Genomic DNA, 17,490 nt, shown 5'->3' with positions numbered 1-17,490 from the left:
CACAATCGCTCCTTAAAATAAGAATCTGCTAATAAAAGAGGCAAAATATCGATCGAGATATCGATTCGTAACATTGATCTGCTATAGACACAAAATAGGGATCGACCGATCGGTAAAGTAGCCTTGATGAAACTTTGATGAGACAACTAGTTAAAATAGTACAAACAGTGGTAGATATTGGTCAATATGAAAAAAATTCTTATCGTTGAAGACGAAATTCCTATATCAGAGATGATTGAACACTTCCTTTCAAGCCAGGGATTTGAAGTAATCCAAGCTTTTGATGGAGAGGAAGCAAAATCGATCTTAACGCAAAACCCTAAAATCGATCTTATTCTCCTCGACTGGATGATGCCACAAAAATCGGGGATCGATCTGCTCAAAGAACTAAAAGCAAGTCGTAAAAACCGTCACATTCCCGTTATTATGCTAAGTGCTCGCGCAGAATTGGAAGATCGTGTTGTCGGGCTTGATTCTGGCGCAGATGATTATCTTCCTAAACCTTTTGCCATGAAAGAGCTACTCTCTCGAATCAATTCACTTTTACGCCGGATCGATGAGTATGTTGAGGAGGAGAATGAGATTCGTGAAGTTGCCGGCATCGAACTCGATCTTGACGCACAACGCATCACTATTAATGGTGAGCTTATCAATCTCAGCGCAATTGAATTTCGCCTGCTCGCCTTCTTTATTACCCATATTGACCGAGTCTATAGCCGCGATCAGCTTCTCGATCATGTTTGGGGAATCGATAGCTATGTCGATGAGAGAACCGTCGATGTGACCATCGGCCGATTACGCAAAATATTGGAACCCTCAGGTCATAATAAACTTCTCCAGACTGTTCGTGGTGAAGGCTATCGCTTCTCTCCCCCGCTCTAATCTATGAAAATCACCCTAAATTTAGCTAGGAGAAGCCCACATCGATCCGTTATGATGGGCTCTTAGCTTGCCATTTAATAAGTCTTTAAATAAAGCCCTCCAAAAATGCGATCGCAAATATCAGATCGCAAGATAGAGACTTACCAGGACTTACTCAAGAGTTACCAACTTATCAATATTAGGATTTACCTTAGGAGCCTTAAAGTATGTTAGGTCACCTCTCCCCCAAACAGTTTCTCTTAGAGCTCTTTCTGCTCTATCTGCCGGCGATAGTGCTCTCTTTCTTCTTTGGCTCCCTCTTTTTATGGCTCTTTCTAGCAACCCTTCTCCTTCTGCTTTGGCACTATCGACAGCTCTATCGACTCTCGCGCTGGATCTGGATCGATCATAATTTCTACCCGCCTGAAGGTAAGAGTAGCTGGCTCCCTATCTTCCACGGCCTTCACCGAATGCGCATAGAGCAGCGAAAAGAGCGCAATCGATTACTCGACTTTATTCGTTATTTCCGTAAAGGGGCTGAAGCAATGCCTGATGCGACCATTTTATGTGATAAAGAGGGGCGCCTTAATTGGTGCAATCCACAAGCGGAGGCGATGCTAAAATTACGATGGCCACAAGATGAGCGGCAATCGATCTTCAATCTAATTCGCACCCCGGAGATTTTAGAGTATTTTAAAGCGGGCGATTATAGCGAGCCGTTCCATCTTAAGCTTGATCAGCGCGAGCTCGAATGCCGTTTTTACTACCCCTACATTGAGAATAACCTCCTTATTATTGCGCGTGATATTACCGATCGTGAGATGGCGGAGCGTACACGACAAACTTTCTTTGCCAATGTCAATCATGAGCTTCGCGTTCCTTTAACAGTGATCAAAGGTTATGTAGAGATGTTACAGAGCAATCTTCCTGAATCGGAGCAAGAGAGCTTTGAGGCAAAAGCACTAGATCGGATTGAAGAGCAGGCAGAGAGATTACACTCTCTAGTTATCCAATTAATGGCATTAACCCGTTTAGAGACAGGGGCAAAATGGGATCAAGCTGAGGTAGTACCGCTCTCTCAATTAACAATAGCGATGCTTGATGATTATTATCAGCAGCATCCTGAATCTCGCGATTATATTACAGCAGAGATTACCCCGAACTTAGAAGTTATCGGCAGTAGTGATCAGCTCAAGCAGGTGATTTTGAATCTCTTTTACAATGCAATTGAGCATAATCCGCCTCATACTCCGATTCATCTCACATTAAAGAGAGAGCAGAATCGGATTCTTTTTGAGCTCTGTGATAAAGGTAAAGGAATTCCGCCGATGCATCTCCATAAGTTGACTGAGCGCTTCTATCGTGTCGACTCCTCTCGTAATCGGGATCAATCGGGAGGCAGTGGTTTAGGTTTAGCCATTGTTAAACATGCGCTTAACAATCATGACAGTCAACTTGAGATCAGAAGTGAAGTTGGTAAAGGAAGTTGCTTCTCTTTCCATCTCAATAGTGAAGCGCTTACCGATTAGACGGGCATGCACCGGTGAAAAAAACGAAATGGTCGATTCCCACCGCTCCACTGCCCTTCTTATTGAAAATAATACAAACAGAAGCTGAACGCTGCCGGTCCTTACTATCAGATTCTTCCAAAGATTACGCGCCGGCAGTTGGCGGTTCTCAATCACCGGTAAAATGAGGGATTTATTGAGATAAGAAAAGCTCATGAGTTGCCGGTCCTCACTATCTCGCTCTTCCATAAATTACGCGCCGGCAGTTGGCAATTCTCAATCACCGGCAATTACCGATAAGTGCATTGTAAATGGCAATAACTTTCCCGGCATCGAAGATGCCAACCGGCGGGCATGCACCGGTGAAAAAAACGAAATGATCGATTCCCGTCGCTCCACTGCCATTCTTATTGAAAATAATACAAACAGAAGCTGAACGCTGCCGGTCCTCATTATCGCGCTCTTCCATAAATTACGCGCCGGCAGTTGGCGATTCTCAATCACCGGTAAAATGAAGGATTTATTGAGATAAGAAAAGCTCATGAGTTGCCGGTCCTCACTATCTCGCTCTTCCATAAATTACGCGCCGGCAGTTGGCGATTCTCAATCACCGGCAATTGCCGATAAGTGCATTGCGAATAGTAATAACTTTCCCGGCATCGAAGATGCCATTTGGCGGGCATGCACCGGCGAAAAAAACGAAATAGTCGGTTCCCGCCGCTCCAAGAATTCTCTTAAGAATGAATCATGGAAATAAGAAGATCTGTTGAGTTACCGGAGACCACTATCTCGCTCTTCCATAAATTACGCGCCGGCAGTTGGCGATTCTTAATCACCGGCAATTACCGATAAGTGCATTGTAAATGGCAATAACTTTCCCGGCATCGAAGATGCCAACCGGCGGGCATGCACCGGTGAAAAAAACGAAATGGTCGATTCCCGCCGCTCCACTGCCCTTCTTATTGAAAATAATACAAACAGAAGCTGAACGCTGCCGGTCCTTACTATCACGTTCTTCCAAAGATTACGCGCCGGCAGATGGCAATTCTTAATCACCGGCAATTGCCGATAAGTGCATTGTAAATGGCAATAACTTTCCCGGCATCGAAGATGCCAACCGGCGGGCATGCACCGGTGAAAAAAACGAAATAGTCGGTTCCCGCCGCTCCAAGAACTCTCTTAAGAATGAATAATTGAAGTAAGAAGATCTGTTGAGTTACCGGCAATGAGTGTGATCTCGATTGCCGGCACTTTAATTTCATCCGTTAGAATGAGCTTTTAACCTTTAAATGCTGCCAATTTTCTTAAAAGATAGTTAAGCAATATTCCATATAGCGGAAGGAAGAAAATAGCAGAGATAACAATCTTAAAGAAATAATCGACCATCGCGATTTCTGGCCAATTCTCTGCCATAAAGGCATCATCACTCTGATAGAAAGCGATACTGAAGAAGACTAAAGTATCGATTAGATTCCCCACAACAGCTGCTGCACTCGGCGCCACCCACCAACGTTGATTTTGGCGAAGATAATTAAAGACCGTAATATCGATCAATTGACCAACAAGATAAGCAGAGAAACTTGCCAATGCAATACGAGCCACAAAGAGATTGAAGGTCGCTAGTGATTCCCAGCCTACCCATAACCCTTTAAAGAAGAGAACTGAGAGCAGATAAGAGATGATCAATGCCGGAATCATCACGACAAAAATGATTCTGCGCGCTAATGAAGCACCAAAAATTCGAATCGTTAGATCAGTTGTAAGAAAGATAAAGGGAAAAGTAAATGCCCCCCAAGTGGTATGAAAACCAAAAATGGTAAAAGGCAACTGCACAAGATAGTTACTTGAGGCAATAATCAGAATATGAAAAAAGGAGAGGATATAGAGCGCACGCTGCCGTTGCTCTGGCGTAAAGTTATATTGAATCATCGATATATTCCTTAGTTTTTTTATGTGGGAGGATTGCGAACCACGAACGAAAGGCGATCATTCTAACGGAATTACGCCAAACAGCAACTCTAATTATCGATATTGAAGAGTTCTGTAAATTTTTCAACATCGAGATATTGAACATACTCCTCAATACTCTCAAGCACACTCTCATCCTCTAAAAGAGAGAGCATCGCAACTTCTCCTAAAGCACTAAATCCTGCCTCAACCCCCGCTTCAACTTGATCTGTAACAACTAACATTGCCAAAGCAATTTTACAATCTTGTGTCACAAGGCGCTCATAGAGTCGAGCAACACGCTGGTTTGCAAGACGACGCTCTGCTGGAGTAATCGCTGTATAGGCGGTTAAATGCGGATGCGCTGAGATCGCCAAATAGACCCATTGTGCTAACTCTACCTGATCAACCTCTGAGGTATTCTCTAAAAGACAAGTTTTAAAGTTCTCAATCGGCACCGTCTGCGCTGAAGCGATCGGCGAGATAAGTGAAGCTCCTGCGATAGCGAGAAGAGCAACAGTGCGAGATAATGATTTTTTAAACATCCTAATAGATTGAAAAACAGAAAGCATAATACTCCTAAGCCGACTTATCGGCATCAATGCTCATCAATAGAGCTCATAGAGGGAATAGAGAAAATAAGAATCACTAAAAAACGCCCTATTATTCGTCAATATAGATGCTTTGTCACTGAAATTGTTCCATATTTATGATCTAAGTAACCTCTCTTGCAATCTGCTATCTTCTTATCTAAAAAAAGGATCAGCCCTATTTGAGCTGATCCTCTTCCCATTCTTATTGTCTCTCTATTTGTTATCGCTTTTTTGAATCCTCATTGTTAGCACTTCCTTGCCATATTGGAGGCTTAAGGCCTACAGAGAGAGCTAGCGATGATTAAAGCGCTTTACGATCACGCTGATCGAGGAGCTCTTGCAATCGCTCATTCTTTTGAACTCGAATATCAACGCCTTTTACAAAGTAGATAATAAACTCACAAATATTTTGGCAACGATCCCCAATTCGCTCTAAAGAACGCGCACAATTCATCGCTTTTAAGATTGAAGGGATCGATCGTGGATCTTCCATCATGTAGGTCATCAATTGACGGATAATATTCTCATATTCACTATCGATCTTGTCATCTTCCGGATAGATCGTCAGTACCATTTCAAGATCCATTCGGGCAAAAGCATCTAAAACCTTCTCAAAGAAATTGAGACTACGAATCGCTAAAGATTCTAAAGAGACCGTAATCGCATCGAGATGCTCAGGTGCCGGTGTGATATTGGCCATTTTAGCAATATTTCGGGCTGTATCAGCAATACGCTCTAACTCTGCAATAGTCTTAATGATTACAATCAAGAGACGAAGATCGCTCGCCGTTGGTTGTCGCTTAGCGATGATCATAATGCAGAGCTCATTAATCTCCACCTCTAACTCATTGATCACTTCATCACGCTCTATAATTGCGCGTGCTAATGCCTCATCACGATGAGTCATCGCCTTGATGGAATCTCGAATTTGGCGCTCTGTTAGGCCACCCATCTCCAGAACTTTACTCATTGAACGCTCTAACTCAGCATTAAATTGTGCTGAGATATGGCTCGTAAAATCTAACTTTTTCATGCCTTACCCTTCCCTCACTAAACTCTTCTCAAACTGTTTACGAAAAATATTGACAAAAATATCGATGAAAATATTGATGAAAATAGTCTTCGCAACTGCTTCAAAACCATTCCCAAAATATCTCTCAACTAACCATAACGCCCGGTAATATAATCTTCCGTCTGCTTATGATTAGGCTTGGTGAAGATAGTATCAGTATCATCAAACTCAATAAGATCCCCAAGATACATAAAGGCAGTCTTATCGGAACAACGCGCCGCTTGCTGCATATTATGGGTTACCATCACAATGGTGTAATCCTCTTTAAGCTCAAAGATTAACTCTTCAATCTTGCCTGTTGAGATTGGATCGAGTGCGGAACAGGGTTCATCCATTAGGAGTATCTCAGGACGAATAGCAATTGCACGAGCGATACTCAACCGCTGCTGTTGCCCACCCGAAAGATTGGTCCCATGCTCATGAAGTTTATCCTTTGTCTCCGACCAGAGTGCCGCTTTGGTTAAGGCCCACTCTACTCGCGCATCCATATCGGCTCTTGAGAGATTTTCAAAGAGTTTAACGCCAAAGGCGATATTATCGTAGATCGACATCGGGAAAGGTGTCGGCTTTTGAAACACCATGCCCACATTCGCACGTAAAAGCGCAACATCCTGCTTTGAGGTTAAGATATTCTCCCCATTAATCAGAATCTCCCCTTCAGCACGCTGCTCCGGATAGAGTTCGAACATCTTATTGAAGGTACGAAGCAATGTCGATTTACCACAACCAGAAGGGCCGATAAATGCCGTCACTTGGTTTGCTGGAATATCGAGGGTAATATCATGTAACGCATGGAATTTATGGTAATAAAAGTTAAGATTCCGTACGCTAATTTTTGCGGTATGCTCCTCTTTTACAGCAGGCTTGACTGTCGCTGCTGCAAACGCATCGTGAGATTCGATATTCTGTTTAGCTTCTAAATTCATTCTATCTTCCTACATCTATTAAGAGATTCACTGACCTTTCACATCAATTTCGGCACTTGGGCAACGCTCTAAGCGCTATCTACCTATCTTTTTGTTGCCAGCTGTTGTCTACTGTTGTCTATTTTAGACACTTTATTACAGCCTATCTGCTAAAGGTCGAGCTATTATAAGTTTGCTATGTAACAGGAGTGTAACAAATTCACTTTATTACTCTTTTATGATGCCTCTACCGCACTTCTTATAAGTGGTTTTATAGGTGCTTCTATAGGTGGTTCTATAAGAAGCGCGATATGGAGCGGTGTCCGGCAGATCAGTAGCTGATAACTTCAAATGGTATCAACGTGCTATCTGCTTTCAACCTATTTACCTGTTAACTCGTCAATGCGTTAATTCATTGACACGCTAAGTCTACTAATCACGATTATTAGATTTAAAGAAGATCCGCACAATAATATTGAGTGCTAAGATCGCCATCGTGATAAAGAAGACCCCAGCCCAGGCTAATGCTTGGAGATTACTATCCGGCGTCATTGCAAAGTTATAGATTGTCACCGGCAAGCTCGCCATCGGCTCCATCAAATCGGTACTCCAGAATTGATTAGATAAGGTCGTAAAGAGAAGCGGTGCTGTCTCCCCGGAAATTCGCGCAACCGCCAAAAGAATCCCTGTCATAATGCCTGAAAGAGAGGATTTTAAGGTAATTCGTACGATAATCTTCCACTTAGGGGTTCCTAAGGCATAGGCTGCTTCTCGCAATGTATGGGGAACAAGCAGTAACATATTCTCCGTTGTCCGAATGACGATCGGAATCTGAATCAAGGCTAATGCAATGATCCCGGCTATAGCAGAGTAATGCCCCATCCGCACGACAACAACGGTATAGACAAAGAGTCCAATAACAATGGAAGGCGCTGAAAGTAGAATATCGTTAATAAAGCGAATCACAGATGAGAGCTTGCCATTACTATTATATTCGGCAAGATAGACCCCTGCTAAGATTCCTAATGGTGTCCCGATCACTGTTGCCCATAAAATTAGGATTCCACTTCCGACAATCGCATTGAGCAATCCGCCCCCTTCACTATTAGGGGGTGGCGTCATCTCGGTAAAAAATTGTAAGGAGATTCCCCCCATCCCTTTAGTGGCAGTGGTCCATAAGATCCAGATCAACCAGAAGAGACCAAAAGCCATTGCAACCAGAGAGAGACCAATCGCAAATTGGTTCACCGCTTTTCGTCGTTGCTGCTTTTTCACTCGGGAGAGATGCACCGCTTGTCGTTCATGATGCTGCTCATTCTGCCCCATACTTTTCTCTGTGCTCTTGACTACATTCATCTTATGCACGCTCCTGCTTCATAAATATTTTTGAGATCGCTAATACAATAAAGGTGATAATAAAGAGAAGTAAACCTAACTCCATCAACGCTGCGGTATGTAGCTCGCTCGATGCTTCTGCAAACTCATTTGCAAGTGAAGAGGTGATACTATTTCCCGGCGCGAAGAGTGAGAAGCTATCAAATTGATAGGTATTACCGATCACAAAGGTGACCGCCATCGTCTCCCCAAGGGCGCGGCCTAAACCGAGCATCACGCCCCCGAAAACCCCTTTTTTCGTATAAGGGAGAATCACTTTCCAGATCACTTCCCAAGTCGTTGCCCCTAATCCATAGGCTGATTCCTTCATAATACGAGGCGTTCGCTCAAAGACATCACGCATCACTGAAGCGATATAGGGAATAATCATAATAGCAAGGATAATGCCGGCAGTTAAAATACCGATTCCGAAAGCGGGTCCTTTAAAGATCTCATCGAGAAATGGAATCCCTTTACTAAAGGATTCAAGTGGCTTTTGGAAATATTTTGCAAAGAGGGGTGCAAAGACAAATAACCCCCACATTCCATAGACGATACTGGGGATTGCAGCTAAAAGCTCCACCGCAACACCAATAGGACGGCGCAACCAAGGCGGCGCTAACTCTGTTAAAAATATTGCAATACCGAAGCTAACCGGCACGGCAATCACTAAGGCAATCACAGAGGTCACAATCGTGCCATAAATGGGGACTAAAGCACCAAACTGATCCATCGGGGCATCCCACTCCTTCGTCCAGAGGAATTTGAGGCCAAACTCCTTGATACTCGGCATAGATGCAATAATTAGGGAGAGCATAATTCCCGTTAAAAGGATCAGGACAAAGATCGCTGCAGCACGAACACTAAAAGCGAAAATCTGATCTGGCAGAGCCGATTGTGGTTTTTTAATACTTTTCATTCAATCTCTTCTTTCACTATTCTCGATGACTCAATTTTTAGATATGGGAAAACCCAACCGAAGTCTCTTCTCATCGATTGGGTATTCTATTTATCGCTTAAGATGATCTCTTTTCATCATTCTCATCATCATTTGTGCATATCATCTTATCGATCGATAAGAGATATGCGCAATTTAACTACTTGAACTACTTGAGCTACTTGAGCTACTTGATGATCAACTCATTTTTCAATGTAGTATCGATGATTTTCACGACATTTTCAGGAAGGGGTGCATAATCTAGACCGATTACGATCTCTTGACCTTGCTTGCCATAACCCCAGTTAAAGAAATTAACAATCTCTTTTGCAACTTCTGGTTTATTCTGCTCTTTATGGAGAAGGATAAAGGTCGTTGCTGCTAAAGGCCATGCATTTTTACCAGGTTTATCCGTTAGATCTTGGACAAATGACTCACTCCACTTCACCTCTTTTGCAGCGGCGCTGAAGGAATCGATTCCTGGGCTGACGATCTCACCATCTTTAGAGATCAATTTTGTATAGCTTAAGTTATTCTGTTTCGCATATGCATACTCAACATAACCGATTGAACCTTCGATTCGTTGAACAAAGGCAGTGACGCCATCATTCCCCTTACCGCCGATACCAACAGGCCAGTTAACGGTTGAACCGCTACCAACTTGATCTTTCCATGCATCATTTACTTTCGCGAGATAACCGGTAAAGATAAAAGAGGTTCCTGATCCATCAGCACGACGAACAACAGAGATATCTTGATTTGGAAGTTGTAAATTAGGATTCAATTTTGCAATTGCTTCATCATTCCACTTCGTGATTTTACCAAGATAGATATCCCCTAATGTCTCACCATCTAAGACAAGCTCATTCGATTTGATACCATCAACATTGATTGCAAGAACAACACCACCGATAACTGTTGGGAATTGGATCAAGCCCTTCTCTGCTAACTGCTCTTCTGATAAAGGCGCATCAGTTGCACCAAAATCAACAGTTCCAGCATCGATCTGCTTAACACCTGCAGAAGAACCGATCGATTGATAGTTGATTCGATTACCCGTCTCTTTCGCATACTCAGCGGCCCATTTCGCATAGACAGGTGCGGGGAATGAAGCGCCTGCGCCTGTTACAGTGATTGGGTTTTGTGCCATTGCACCTGTTGTAGTGATAGCGACGCCCAATGCAACTGCTGCTGTCAATTTAGCGATACTGCTCTTTACTGTTTTCATTATAAAAACTCTCCTAAGTGTACAAATTAAAAGTTTATGATTTAAGGAGACGGGGGTCGGCCTTAATAAACTACGTCCCTCCCGCGACTGAAAACAGTATACAAAGCGTATGTGACAACAATGTAACAAAAGAAAAAAGGAGATGTCATCCATCTCCTTTCCTTCATTTCAATATGATGTCGAGTTTAATAGTTAATCTCAATATTATCTAAAAGCCTTGTCTTACCACATTTCGCCGCAACTAAAACAACAAGATGCTGATCTGCCTGCTTAGCTAATTGTAGACTCTTTTGCTCACGAATAGAGAGATAATCAACAACAAAACCCTCTCGCTCTAAGAGCGTACGCGCTTCGTTCTCATAGGCATGATAATTTTCAGGACGCGCCGATGGATCAAGTGCTAATAGATTCTCTCTTAATACCTTTAAGACTTCAGAGATCTTTACTGCTTGCGCACGCTCATCATCACTGAGATAACCATTTCGACTTGAGAGCGCTAAGCCGCTCTCTTCTCGCTCAATAGCTACTGGAATAATCTTAATATCGAAATTCAGTGCCGCCACAAGCGCTTCGATCACCTTCAATTGCTGATAATCTTTTTTACCAAAACAGGCATAAGTTGGCGCAACAATATTAAAAAACTTAGTAACAACAGTCGCAACGCCCTCAAAATGACCAGGACGATCTCGACCACATAGTTCGCCGATAAGAGATTTAGGCGGTACTACTAAAAAGGGCGCATCTTCACCATAAAGCATCTCTTCTGTAGGTAGAAAAAGTGCCGAAACACCAGCGGCTTCCAACTTCTCTCTATCTGCCTCCAAAGTACGGGGATAACTATCGAGATCTTCCCCCTCACCAAATTGTAAGGGATTCACAAAGATCGAAACAATAACATTCTCTGAGTGACGCTTCGCCTCAGCCACTAAAGAGAGATGCCCAGCATGAAGATTCCCCATTGTTGGAACAAATGCCACTTCATCATGCTCTTTGCGCCATTGACGTACTTCCGCCACACTTTTTAATATTTTCACAATCTGTCTCCTCACTATCTTAAGATTCCGATCATATTATTGTACAACCGTAACCTACGATAATCTCTATAACTTATGATTTACGGTTTATGACTATGATTTACGGTTTATGACTATGATTTACAGCTTATGATCTCAAATAGAGTCTATAACGAAATCACATATAAAATCACAGATAACCATAGATAGTAAATAACAATTACTTTAAAAAAGATGCTCTTTACCTGGAAATTTTTTTGCCTTAACTTCGGCAACATAATCTCTAAATGCGCCGTCAATAGAGCAATCTCCCTTCTCAGCACTACTCGCTAAAAAGTTCTTTACAAAACGAGGAGTAACATCCCCTTCTAAACCGAGCATATCATGCATTACTAATACCTGCCCATCGGTTAAAGCACCGGCACCAATACCGATGACAGGAATATCGAGCGCGATCGCTAACGCCTCTCCAACCTCTTCTGGAACACACTCTACCACCATTAACTGTGCGCCGGCACTCTGATGAGCTCTAGCATCTTCAATCAATTGTGCTGCCACCTGAAGATCACGCCCTTGCACACGATAACCGCCCGTTAGATGCACCGATTGTGGCAAAAGCCCAACATGACCACAAACAGGAATTCCTCTTGCTGTTAAGAAGTTGGTAATTTCAGCCATGCCGGCACCACCTTCTAGTTTGACCATCTCTGCACCTGCTTTCATTAAGGCAGAAGCGGCGCGAAAGGCATCTTCACAACTTCCTTCATAAGTTCCAAACGGAAGATCGACAACAATAAATGCAGTGGGGTCGCTACGAACAATATTCTCCGTATGGTAGATCATCTCTTCTAATGTCACCGGCAATGTAGAGCGATGCCCTTGCACCACCATTCCCAACGAATCGCCCACTAAGATGGCATCAACGCCAGCTTTTGTCATCTCTTTAGCAAAACCTGCCTCATAACAGGTTAACATCGCGATTTTCTCCGATGCTGCTTTCATCTGCAATAGGTCTGTAATTCTTCTCTTTGCCATCACTTATCGCTCCTCTCTTTTGTAATTGTTTAAGCGTTCACCAATCAACTCAGATATAAACTCAGATTTTTAAACCTAATTTTTAAACCTTTATAAGAGTAATCTTTTTAGCTCGCTTTATCTGCTCAATAAGCACCCACAAACATGATATGATACTCCTATTTGTTATCGATTTTAATTAGTATAGTGAGACTCTCATCAAAGAGTGACAGGTAGATAATTATTTCTATGAAACGTTACCAATTCTTAACCTCCATTCATCCCATTATCGATCGCTATATTGAGCGCTTTGTAATGCCGGAGAGCAGAGTGATTGATGCAACTTTAGGCAATGGACAAGATAGCCTTAAGATCGCTCAACGACTAGGAGCAAAGGGCCATCTCTATAGCTTTGATATTCAAGCAGAAGCAATTGAGCGAAGCCGAGAGCTGCTCAAAGAGGCGAAGATCGATCCCTCTCAAGTCAGCTTAATTCACGATAGCCATATCTATTTTAAGAATTATCTCGCTCCCGAGGAGAAGATCGACTTTATTATCTATAATCTCGGCTATCTTCCACGCGGGGATAAATCGATCACAACGGTTGCTAAATCCACACTAAAGAGTGTAGAGATAGGTCTTTCACTCCTGAAACCTTACGGCATGATGGTCATTGCTGTCTATCATGGGCATGAGACGGGAAAAGAGGAGCGAGATCAGTTGGCTCAATATCTTTCAACTTTAGATCAGCAACACTATCATGTCTTTCGGCAACAATTTATCAACCAAAAGAATCATCCTCCCTTCCTCTATCTCATAGAGAGAGCCTATAATCCCGCTGCCCCGATAGAGTAGAATAAATAACCTATGAATGATCGTACCCTCTTTATCATCGCCCTACTGATTGCGCTGATTCTACATGCCAGTATCGGTTACTTGATGCTCCATGATGAGCAAAGTCGTATTGAGCTCTATCAGCAAGAGGATCTTATTGCCGTCACTCTTCTCCCTAATACGCCCGATTCATCAGCTGAGGAGGCTCAAGATGAGATGATCGAAGAGAGCGAAGATGAGGTAACGTCGACCGCGGAAACAGAGGAAGAGAGTCAAAAAGATGAAGAGAATCTAGAAAATCTAGAAAATAACGAAAAGAACACTGAGATAGATGATTCGTCTGATGAAGAAGCAATTGAGATCTCTGCTGAGGAGACAAAAGAGAGCGAAGAAGATGAACCACTACCCTATCAACGCAATATCTCTCAAGATGGCGAATATCTGCGCGACAATATTCTTCCCCCAAGAGAAGAGGGAGATTATCGCCGAATCATCACAACAGAAGAGAATCCCTACCAAAAACTAGTCGATGATGCGATTGCTCTTTTAGAAGATACACCATTTCTCGATAAAAACTGGGATGAGGCTGAAGATGATAGCGATCAGCCTAATTACTATTCTCCCCAATTTATCGATCTATTAAAGCAATATAATCCGCAAAACTTTAAGGAGAATGAGGCAGCTATTGATGATGCGCTCGATGAGATTCATGATGAGAGCGATGATGAGGTCAGTGATGAAATTGTAGAGATTGAAGAGATCACCGAAGAGATAGAAAAAACGGAATCGACACCTCTGATCGTTCACTATCTCGACTCTCCCGATAGCGAGCCAATTCCACTTGAAGAGGAGATCTTAGTTGAGGAAGAGAATCCAGAGAGAGCAGAAATTAAGGCTTATCGCAATATCTATAATGCCGCCGAGAGCCAAATTCGGAGACTTGAGTATAATGTCTCGCTCAAATCAACCCAGTGTTATGATCGCTATATTAAGGGGCAGAATCGACAATATCGTGTCGCACTCATTATCTATGAAAACCCGTTACGAACCGGCGTCTATAAGAGTAGCGGTAATGATCAGCTCGATCGTTGCATTGTGGAGATGACCAATCAATTTATCCAGATTCCAGCTGAGATGGAGCGTATTCGAAAGCATGCACCAAGAAGAGGCGATGCTTATCTACTCAATGCAAGCTTCTAACGAACTAATAAGTCTATAGAACATTCAAGATAATATTGAATACGATGCTCCATACAAGACTCAGCACAATATTGGTTAGCCTCGATATTTCGCCGCAAAAGAGTATAAAAAACCCAACTGCCTTACCCCTCTCTTTGTAAGAGAGATAATGGAACAGTTGGGTTTTGCATCTAAATGATTAGCGATTAGTGAATATTGAATATTGAATATTGAATATTGAATATTGAATATATTCAATTTTACTAATCGATACCTCAATATCGATACTTACTTATGAGAAACGTTTGATGCTATAAGGCGTTGGATCGATAATCGGTGTTCTACCCATAATCAAGTCTGCAGTAATCTCACCTGCCGCTGGGCTTTCACTCATGCCCCAACCTGTTGCTGTATTGATCACAAGACCAGGATATTTCTCAACTTCTGAGATAATCGGAGCGCCATCTGCTGTCGGTGCAATACATGCGCCCCAACGCTCGATCACTTTAGAGTCTGCAAATTGTGGGAACTCTGCCTTCATTCGATCAAATACGCCATCAAGATGCTCATTATTAGGCGTTGCGGATGCAACACGATACTCTTCAAATGGTGTTACTTCATCCATGCTCCATGAAGTCTTCATAGTGAATGAGTTGTAGAGATCGCTTCCTAATTTAAACTCTAATGGAAGATCTTCTCCGCCTAAAAGATGCATAAACTTAGGACCTAAGAGGAAGCTATCCTTTGTAATAGAGCTGGTAAAGATACGAGGAGCGACAGCATAAGTACCATCTGATTGTTCACGGAAATGGATACCATTCGGAAGATGGACGTTTCCTCTTGGAGCGCCTTCTGCCCCTTCAACTACCTGCTGAGAGAGGTAGACATTGAGCGTAGGAAGATCAACGCCCATATTCCCCATAAAGAGACGAGCCCAGAAACCATTTGCCAAGACCACAAGATTTGTCTTAATAGCGCCTTTCTCAGTCACTACTTCAGTAATCTTACCCCCTTCAGTTTCGATACCGCGAGCTGCACAATTGGTAAAGATCTTCACACCAATTCGTTTCGCATATTCAGCTAAAACAGTGGTTCCGCGCTCAGGATCAACACTTCCGGCATCTTCTTCAAAACCTGCAACTTCCCAAGCAGTTTGTGCATTAGGGAGACGATCTGCTAACTCTTTACCTTGAATGATACGGGTCTTTAAAGGTGTATCAAATCCTGGGTTTTGAGAGTTAAGTGCAATCCATTCTTGCACAGTCGTAAGTTCTTCAGGTGTGATAATAGCTTCAACACGACCTTGAGTGCGGTAAGAGGTATCAGCACCTACACGGGCATTCATCTCACGCCACAACTTTTTACCATAATGGTGAAGTGGGAAGATCTCTGGCGCTGTTTTATAGCTGATAATTTGACTATAAGCACGACCAGATTGTTCACCCGCAACTTCGCCCTTTTCAACAATTGTGACGCTCATCCCGCGCTCACGCATATTGATTGCGCTCATAATTCCTTGAATACCGGCACCGATAATCACAACATCAGACTCTTTCGGTAAAGCCCCTTCTGTTCCTGCAACATAGGGCGCTCGAGAAGTGGTCGCAATTAACGTTCCTTCTCTACGAATCATTGGGGTAACTGCTGCCCCTGCCCCTAAAACGCCTACAGCACCTGCACCTAGAAGAAACTTTCTACGTGAAATACTCATATCAAACTCCATTCAAATAATTATGTTAAAACACCTTAAAATTTATAAGCGCGTATCTTATCATGAGAAAATTTTATTGATCATGATCAATTTTTAGCACTTCTTATAAAGCGATAATTTTTTTCAATGGAGAGAAGGTAATTTTTATTGAATAGTAAGTGATTTATAAAAAAACAGAATGTTTTTTATAGAACTAGACATTTTTAAAAAAAATCTGCCAAAAAGCCGTTAGATATCAAAGAAATAAGTCTATCGTAGAGCTGTTATCTTTTTAAAAAAGGACGCATTTAAGATCTATTACCATTTAATAGCAGGTAAGATTGTAAAGAAAATAGGATTGAAAAATAACCCCTTTTTCTCTTTAGAAAAAAAGGGGATTTGTTCAACAAATATTCACATTTACTCAAACTTTCTCTTTTTTTATGTGCACTCTTAGACAATCTGATGCTTTAACCTTCTGGCCAAATAAACCATCCGGCAATATCAGGATCTGTTTCGATAAACTCACGCATCTTCTCAGATTGAAAGGCGGCTTTGACATCTTCAGTCCAAGGAGCATTTTGATCCTCTGCTCTAACGGTTACCATCAACTCAAGATCAGGCAGAAAAGTCTCATGGGCTAATGCATATTCCGGCCCAATTCCCCCCAAAAGAGCTACGCCGCCCGGCATAACACCATAATCGATCTCCTCAAGAAGACGAGGAATAAGCGCTGAATCCACCTCAGTAAATTGTAGATTTTTACTATTTTTTGTAATATCTTTTGCCGTTACAATCGCTAAATCTACTTTAGGATCTAACTCGATCCAACCGATCTTCTGCAAGAGTGCATAAGAACGCGCCGCATTAGAAGGATCATTTGGAATTAAAATAGAGGCTCCCTCATTTACATCTAATGTCTTCTGTCGAGTTGAATAGATAAATGCTGGTATTGATGGCGTATGGACAATCGAGACAAGATCGGCACCAGTTTCTCTCTTATAGACATCGAGATAAGCTTGATGTTGCGCAGTATGAAAATCGATTCCACCCTCAACTAATGCACTATTAGCATCTCTTAATGCGCCAAAATTTCGAAAGATCACCTCATACCCTTCTGCTTCAAGCTCAGGTTTGACAACCTTCTCCACCAAGATATTGTGCGCACTCGGCGGCATCCCAACCCGTAAAACTTTGTTATTTTTATCCGCTGAATCACCACATGCGGCTAATATGCCCCCTAATAGAAAAAGGGTGGCAATTTTCACACCTTTCTCCAATTTTTGTCGCAATGAGTTCTCTTGCTCTGCACTTCCCACCATACAACTCCCCCTC

The 17,490-nt window shown here is 42.4% G+C and carries 20 protein-coding genes and 1 riboswitch; of the genes, 8 read left to right on the top strand and 12 right to left on the bottom strand.

Annotation, left to right across the window (positions count from 1 at the left end):
• Nucleotides 1–186 precede the first annotated feature (186 nt).
• The 6 genes from DC077_RS01030 to DC077_RS10595 all read left to right on the top strand — a co-directional run bounded on the left by DC077_RS01030 (nucleotide 187) and on the right by DC077_RS10595 (nucleotide 3,421).
• Nucleotides 187–882, top strand: coding sequence for a response regulator (locus tag DC077_RS01030; RefSeq protein ID WP_109201464.1), 696 nt, complete (start codon nucleotides 187–189; stop codon nucleotides 880–882).
• A 206-nt stretch (nucleotides 883–1,088) separates the two neighbouring features.
• Nucleotides 1,089–2,390, top strand: coding sequence for a phosphate regulon sensor histidine kinase PhoR (gene phoR, locus DC077_RS01025; protein WP_109201463.1), 1,302 nt, complete (start codon nucleotides 1,089–1,091; stop codon nucleotides 2,388–2,390).
• Nucleotides 2,391–2,404: 14 nt separating this feature from the next.
• Entirely contained in the window at nucleotides 2,405–2,557 is a 153-nt protein-coding gene (locus DC077_RS10800; RefSeq protein WP_157953462.1) for a hypothetical protein, read from the top strand.
• 26 nt (nucleotides 2,558–2,583) lie between these two features.
• Entirely contained in the window at nucleotides 2,584–2,805 is a 222-nt protein-coding gene (locus DC077_RS10795) for a hypothetical protein (RefSeq protein WP_133243417.1), read from the top strand.
• Nucleotides 2,806–2,910: 105 nt separating this feature from the next.
• The gene (locus DC077_RS10600; RefSeq protein ID WP_133243538.1) at nucleotides 2,911–3,126 is read left to right on the top strand and encodes a hypothetical protein; all 216 of its coding nucleotides are present in this window, start codon (nucleotides 2,911–2,913) and stop codon (nucleotides 3,124–3,126) included.
• Nucleotides 3,127–3,232: 106 nt separating this feature from the next.
• The gene (locus DC077_RS10595; RefSeq protein WP_133243415.1) at nucleotides 3,233–3,421 is read left to right on the top strand and encodes a hypothetical protein; all 189 of its coding nucleotides are present in this window, start codon (nucleotides 3,233–3,235) and stop codon (nucleotides 3,419–3,421) included.
• Here the strand turns inward: DC077_RS10595 and DC077_RS10590 are convergent, their stop codons facing one another.
• From DC077_RS10590 to panB, 10 genes are all read right to left on the bottom strand, one after another.
• Complete coding sequence (locus tag DC077_RS10590; RefSeq protein ID WP_133243414.1) at nucleotides 3,422–3,631, bottom strand: hypothetical protein; 210 nt, start codon at nucleotides 3,629–3,631, stop codon at nucleotides 3,422–3,424.
• A 16-nt stretch (nucleotides 3,632–3,647) separates the two neighbouring features.
• Nucleotides 3,648–4,298, bottom strand: coding sequence for a 7-cyano-7-deazaguanine/7-aminomethyl-7-deazaguanine transporter (locus DC077_RS01020; protein ID WP_109201462.1), 651 nt, complete (start codon nucleotides 4,296–4,298; stop codon nucleotides 3,648–3,650).
• A 5-nt stretch (nucleotides 4,299–4,303) separates the two neighbouring features.
• Nucleotides 4,304–4,348, bottom strand: a riboswitch (PreQ1 riboswitch).
• A 39-nt stretch (nucleotides 4,349–4,387) separates the two neighbouring features.
• Complete coding sequence (locus DC077_RS01015) at nucleotides 4,388–4,888, bottom strand: hypothetical protein (protein ID WP_133243413.1); 501 nt, start codon at nucleotides 4,886–4,888, stop codon at nucleotides 4,388–4,390.
• Nucleotides 4,889–5,210: 322 nt separating this feature from the next.
• Nucleotides 5,211–5,942, bottom strand: coding sequence for a phosphate signaling complex protein PhoU (gene phoU, locus DC077_RS01010; RefSeq protein WP_109201460.1), 732 nt, complete (start codon nucleotides 5,940–5,942; stop codon nucleotides 5,211–5,213).
• A gap of 128 nt (nucleotides 5,943–6,070) precedes the next feature.
• Nucleotides 6,071–6,907 (bottom strand): phosphate ABC transporter ATP-binding protein PstB, encoded by an 837-nt coding sequence (gene pstB, locus DC077_RS01005; RefSeq protein ID WP_109201459.1) that lies wholly within the window; start codon nucleotides 6,905–6,907, stop codon nucleotides 6,071–6,073.
• Between the two features lie 411 nt (nucleotides 6,908–7,318).
• Nucleotides 7,319–8,212, bottom strand: coding sequence for a phosphate ABC transporter permease PstA (pstA, locus tag DC077_RS01000; RefSeq protein WP_109201542.1), 894 nt, complete (start codon nucleotides 8,210–8,212; stop codon nucleotides 7,319–7,321).
• Nucleotides 8,213–8,243: 31 nt separating this feature from the next.
• Entirely contained in the window at nucleotides 8,244–9,179 is a 936-nt protein-coding gene (gene pstC / locus DC077_RS00995) for a phosphate ABC transporter permease PstC (RefSeq protein ID WP_109201458.1), read from the bottom strand.
• Nucleotides 9,180–9,384: 205 nt separating this feature from the next.
• Nucleotides 9,385–10,425, bottom strand: a complete 1,041-nt coding sequence (gene pstS / locus DC077_RS00990) for a phosphate ABC transporter substrate-binding protein PstS (RefSeq protein WP_109201457.1) — start codon at nucleotides 10,423–10,425, stop codon at nucleotides 9,385–9,387.
• A gap of 185 nt (nucleotides 10,426–10,610) precedes the next feature.
• Nucleotides 10,611–11,459, bottom strand: coding sequence for a pantoate--beta-alanine ligase (gene panC / locus DC077_RS00985; protein WP_109201456.1), 849 nt, complete (start codon nucleotides 11,457–11,459; stop codon nucleotides 10,611–10,613).
• Nucleotides 11,460–11,663: 204 nt separating this feature from the next.
• Nucleotides 11,664–12,473, bottom strand: a complete 810-nt coding sequence (gene panB / locus DC077_RS00980) for a 3-methyl-2-oxobutanoate hydroxymethyltransferase (protein WP_109201455.1) — start codon at nucleotides 12,471–12,473, stop codon at nucleotides 11,664–11,666.
• A 228-nt stretch (nucleotides 12,474–12,701) separates the two neighbouring features.
• On the opposite strand from panB, the gene mnmM reads away from it, so the two are divergent.
• The gene (gene mnmM, locus DC077_RS00975) at nucleotides 12,702–13,307 is read left to right on the top strand and encodes a tRNA 5-(aminomethyl)-2-thiouridylate-methyltransferase MnmM (RefSeq protein WP_239990242.1); all 606 of its coding nucleotides are present in this window, start codon (nucleotides 12,702–12,704) and stop codon (nucleotides 13,305–13,307) included.
• 12 nt (nucleotides 13,308–13,319) lie between these two features.
• Nucleotides 13,320–14,486: a hypothetical protein gene (locus DC077_RS00970; protein ID WP_109201454.1), complete on the top strand. Its 1,167-nt coding sequence runs from the start codon at nucleotides 13,320–13,322 to the stop codon at nucleotides 14,484–14,486.
• Between the two features lie 271 nt (nucleotides 14,487–14,757).
• On the opposite strand, the gene DC077_RS00965 is transcribed toward DC077_RS00970, so the two are convergent.
• The gene (locus DC077_RS00965; RefSeq protein WP_109201453.1) at nucleotides 14,758–16,176 is read right to left on the bottom strand and encodes an FAD-dependent oxidoreductase; all 1,419 of its coding nucleotides are present in this window, start codon (nucleotides 16,174–16,176) and stop codon (nucleotides 14,758–14,760) included.
• 449 nt (nucleotides 16,177–16,625) lie between these two features.
• Nucleotides 16,626–17,477, bottom strand: coding sequence for a MetQ/NlpA family ABC transporter substrate-binding protein (locus DC077_RS00960; protein ID WP_109201452.1), 852 nt, complete (start codon nucleotides 17,475–17,477; stop codon nucleotides 16,626–16,628).
• Nucleotides 17,478–17,490: the final 13 nt, after the last annotated feature.

Origin of the sequence: Ignatzschineria cameli, from assembly GCF_003121895.1 — a bacterium.
Classification (GTDB): domain Bacteria; phylum Pseudomonadota; class Gammaproteobacteria; order Cardiobacteriales; family Wohlfahrtiimonadaceae; genus Ignatzschineria; species Ignatzschineria cameli.
The sequence above is the reverse complement of the archived record's forward strand: the minus strand, read 5'-3'. Positions and strand labels throughout refer to the sequence as shown.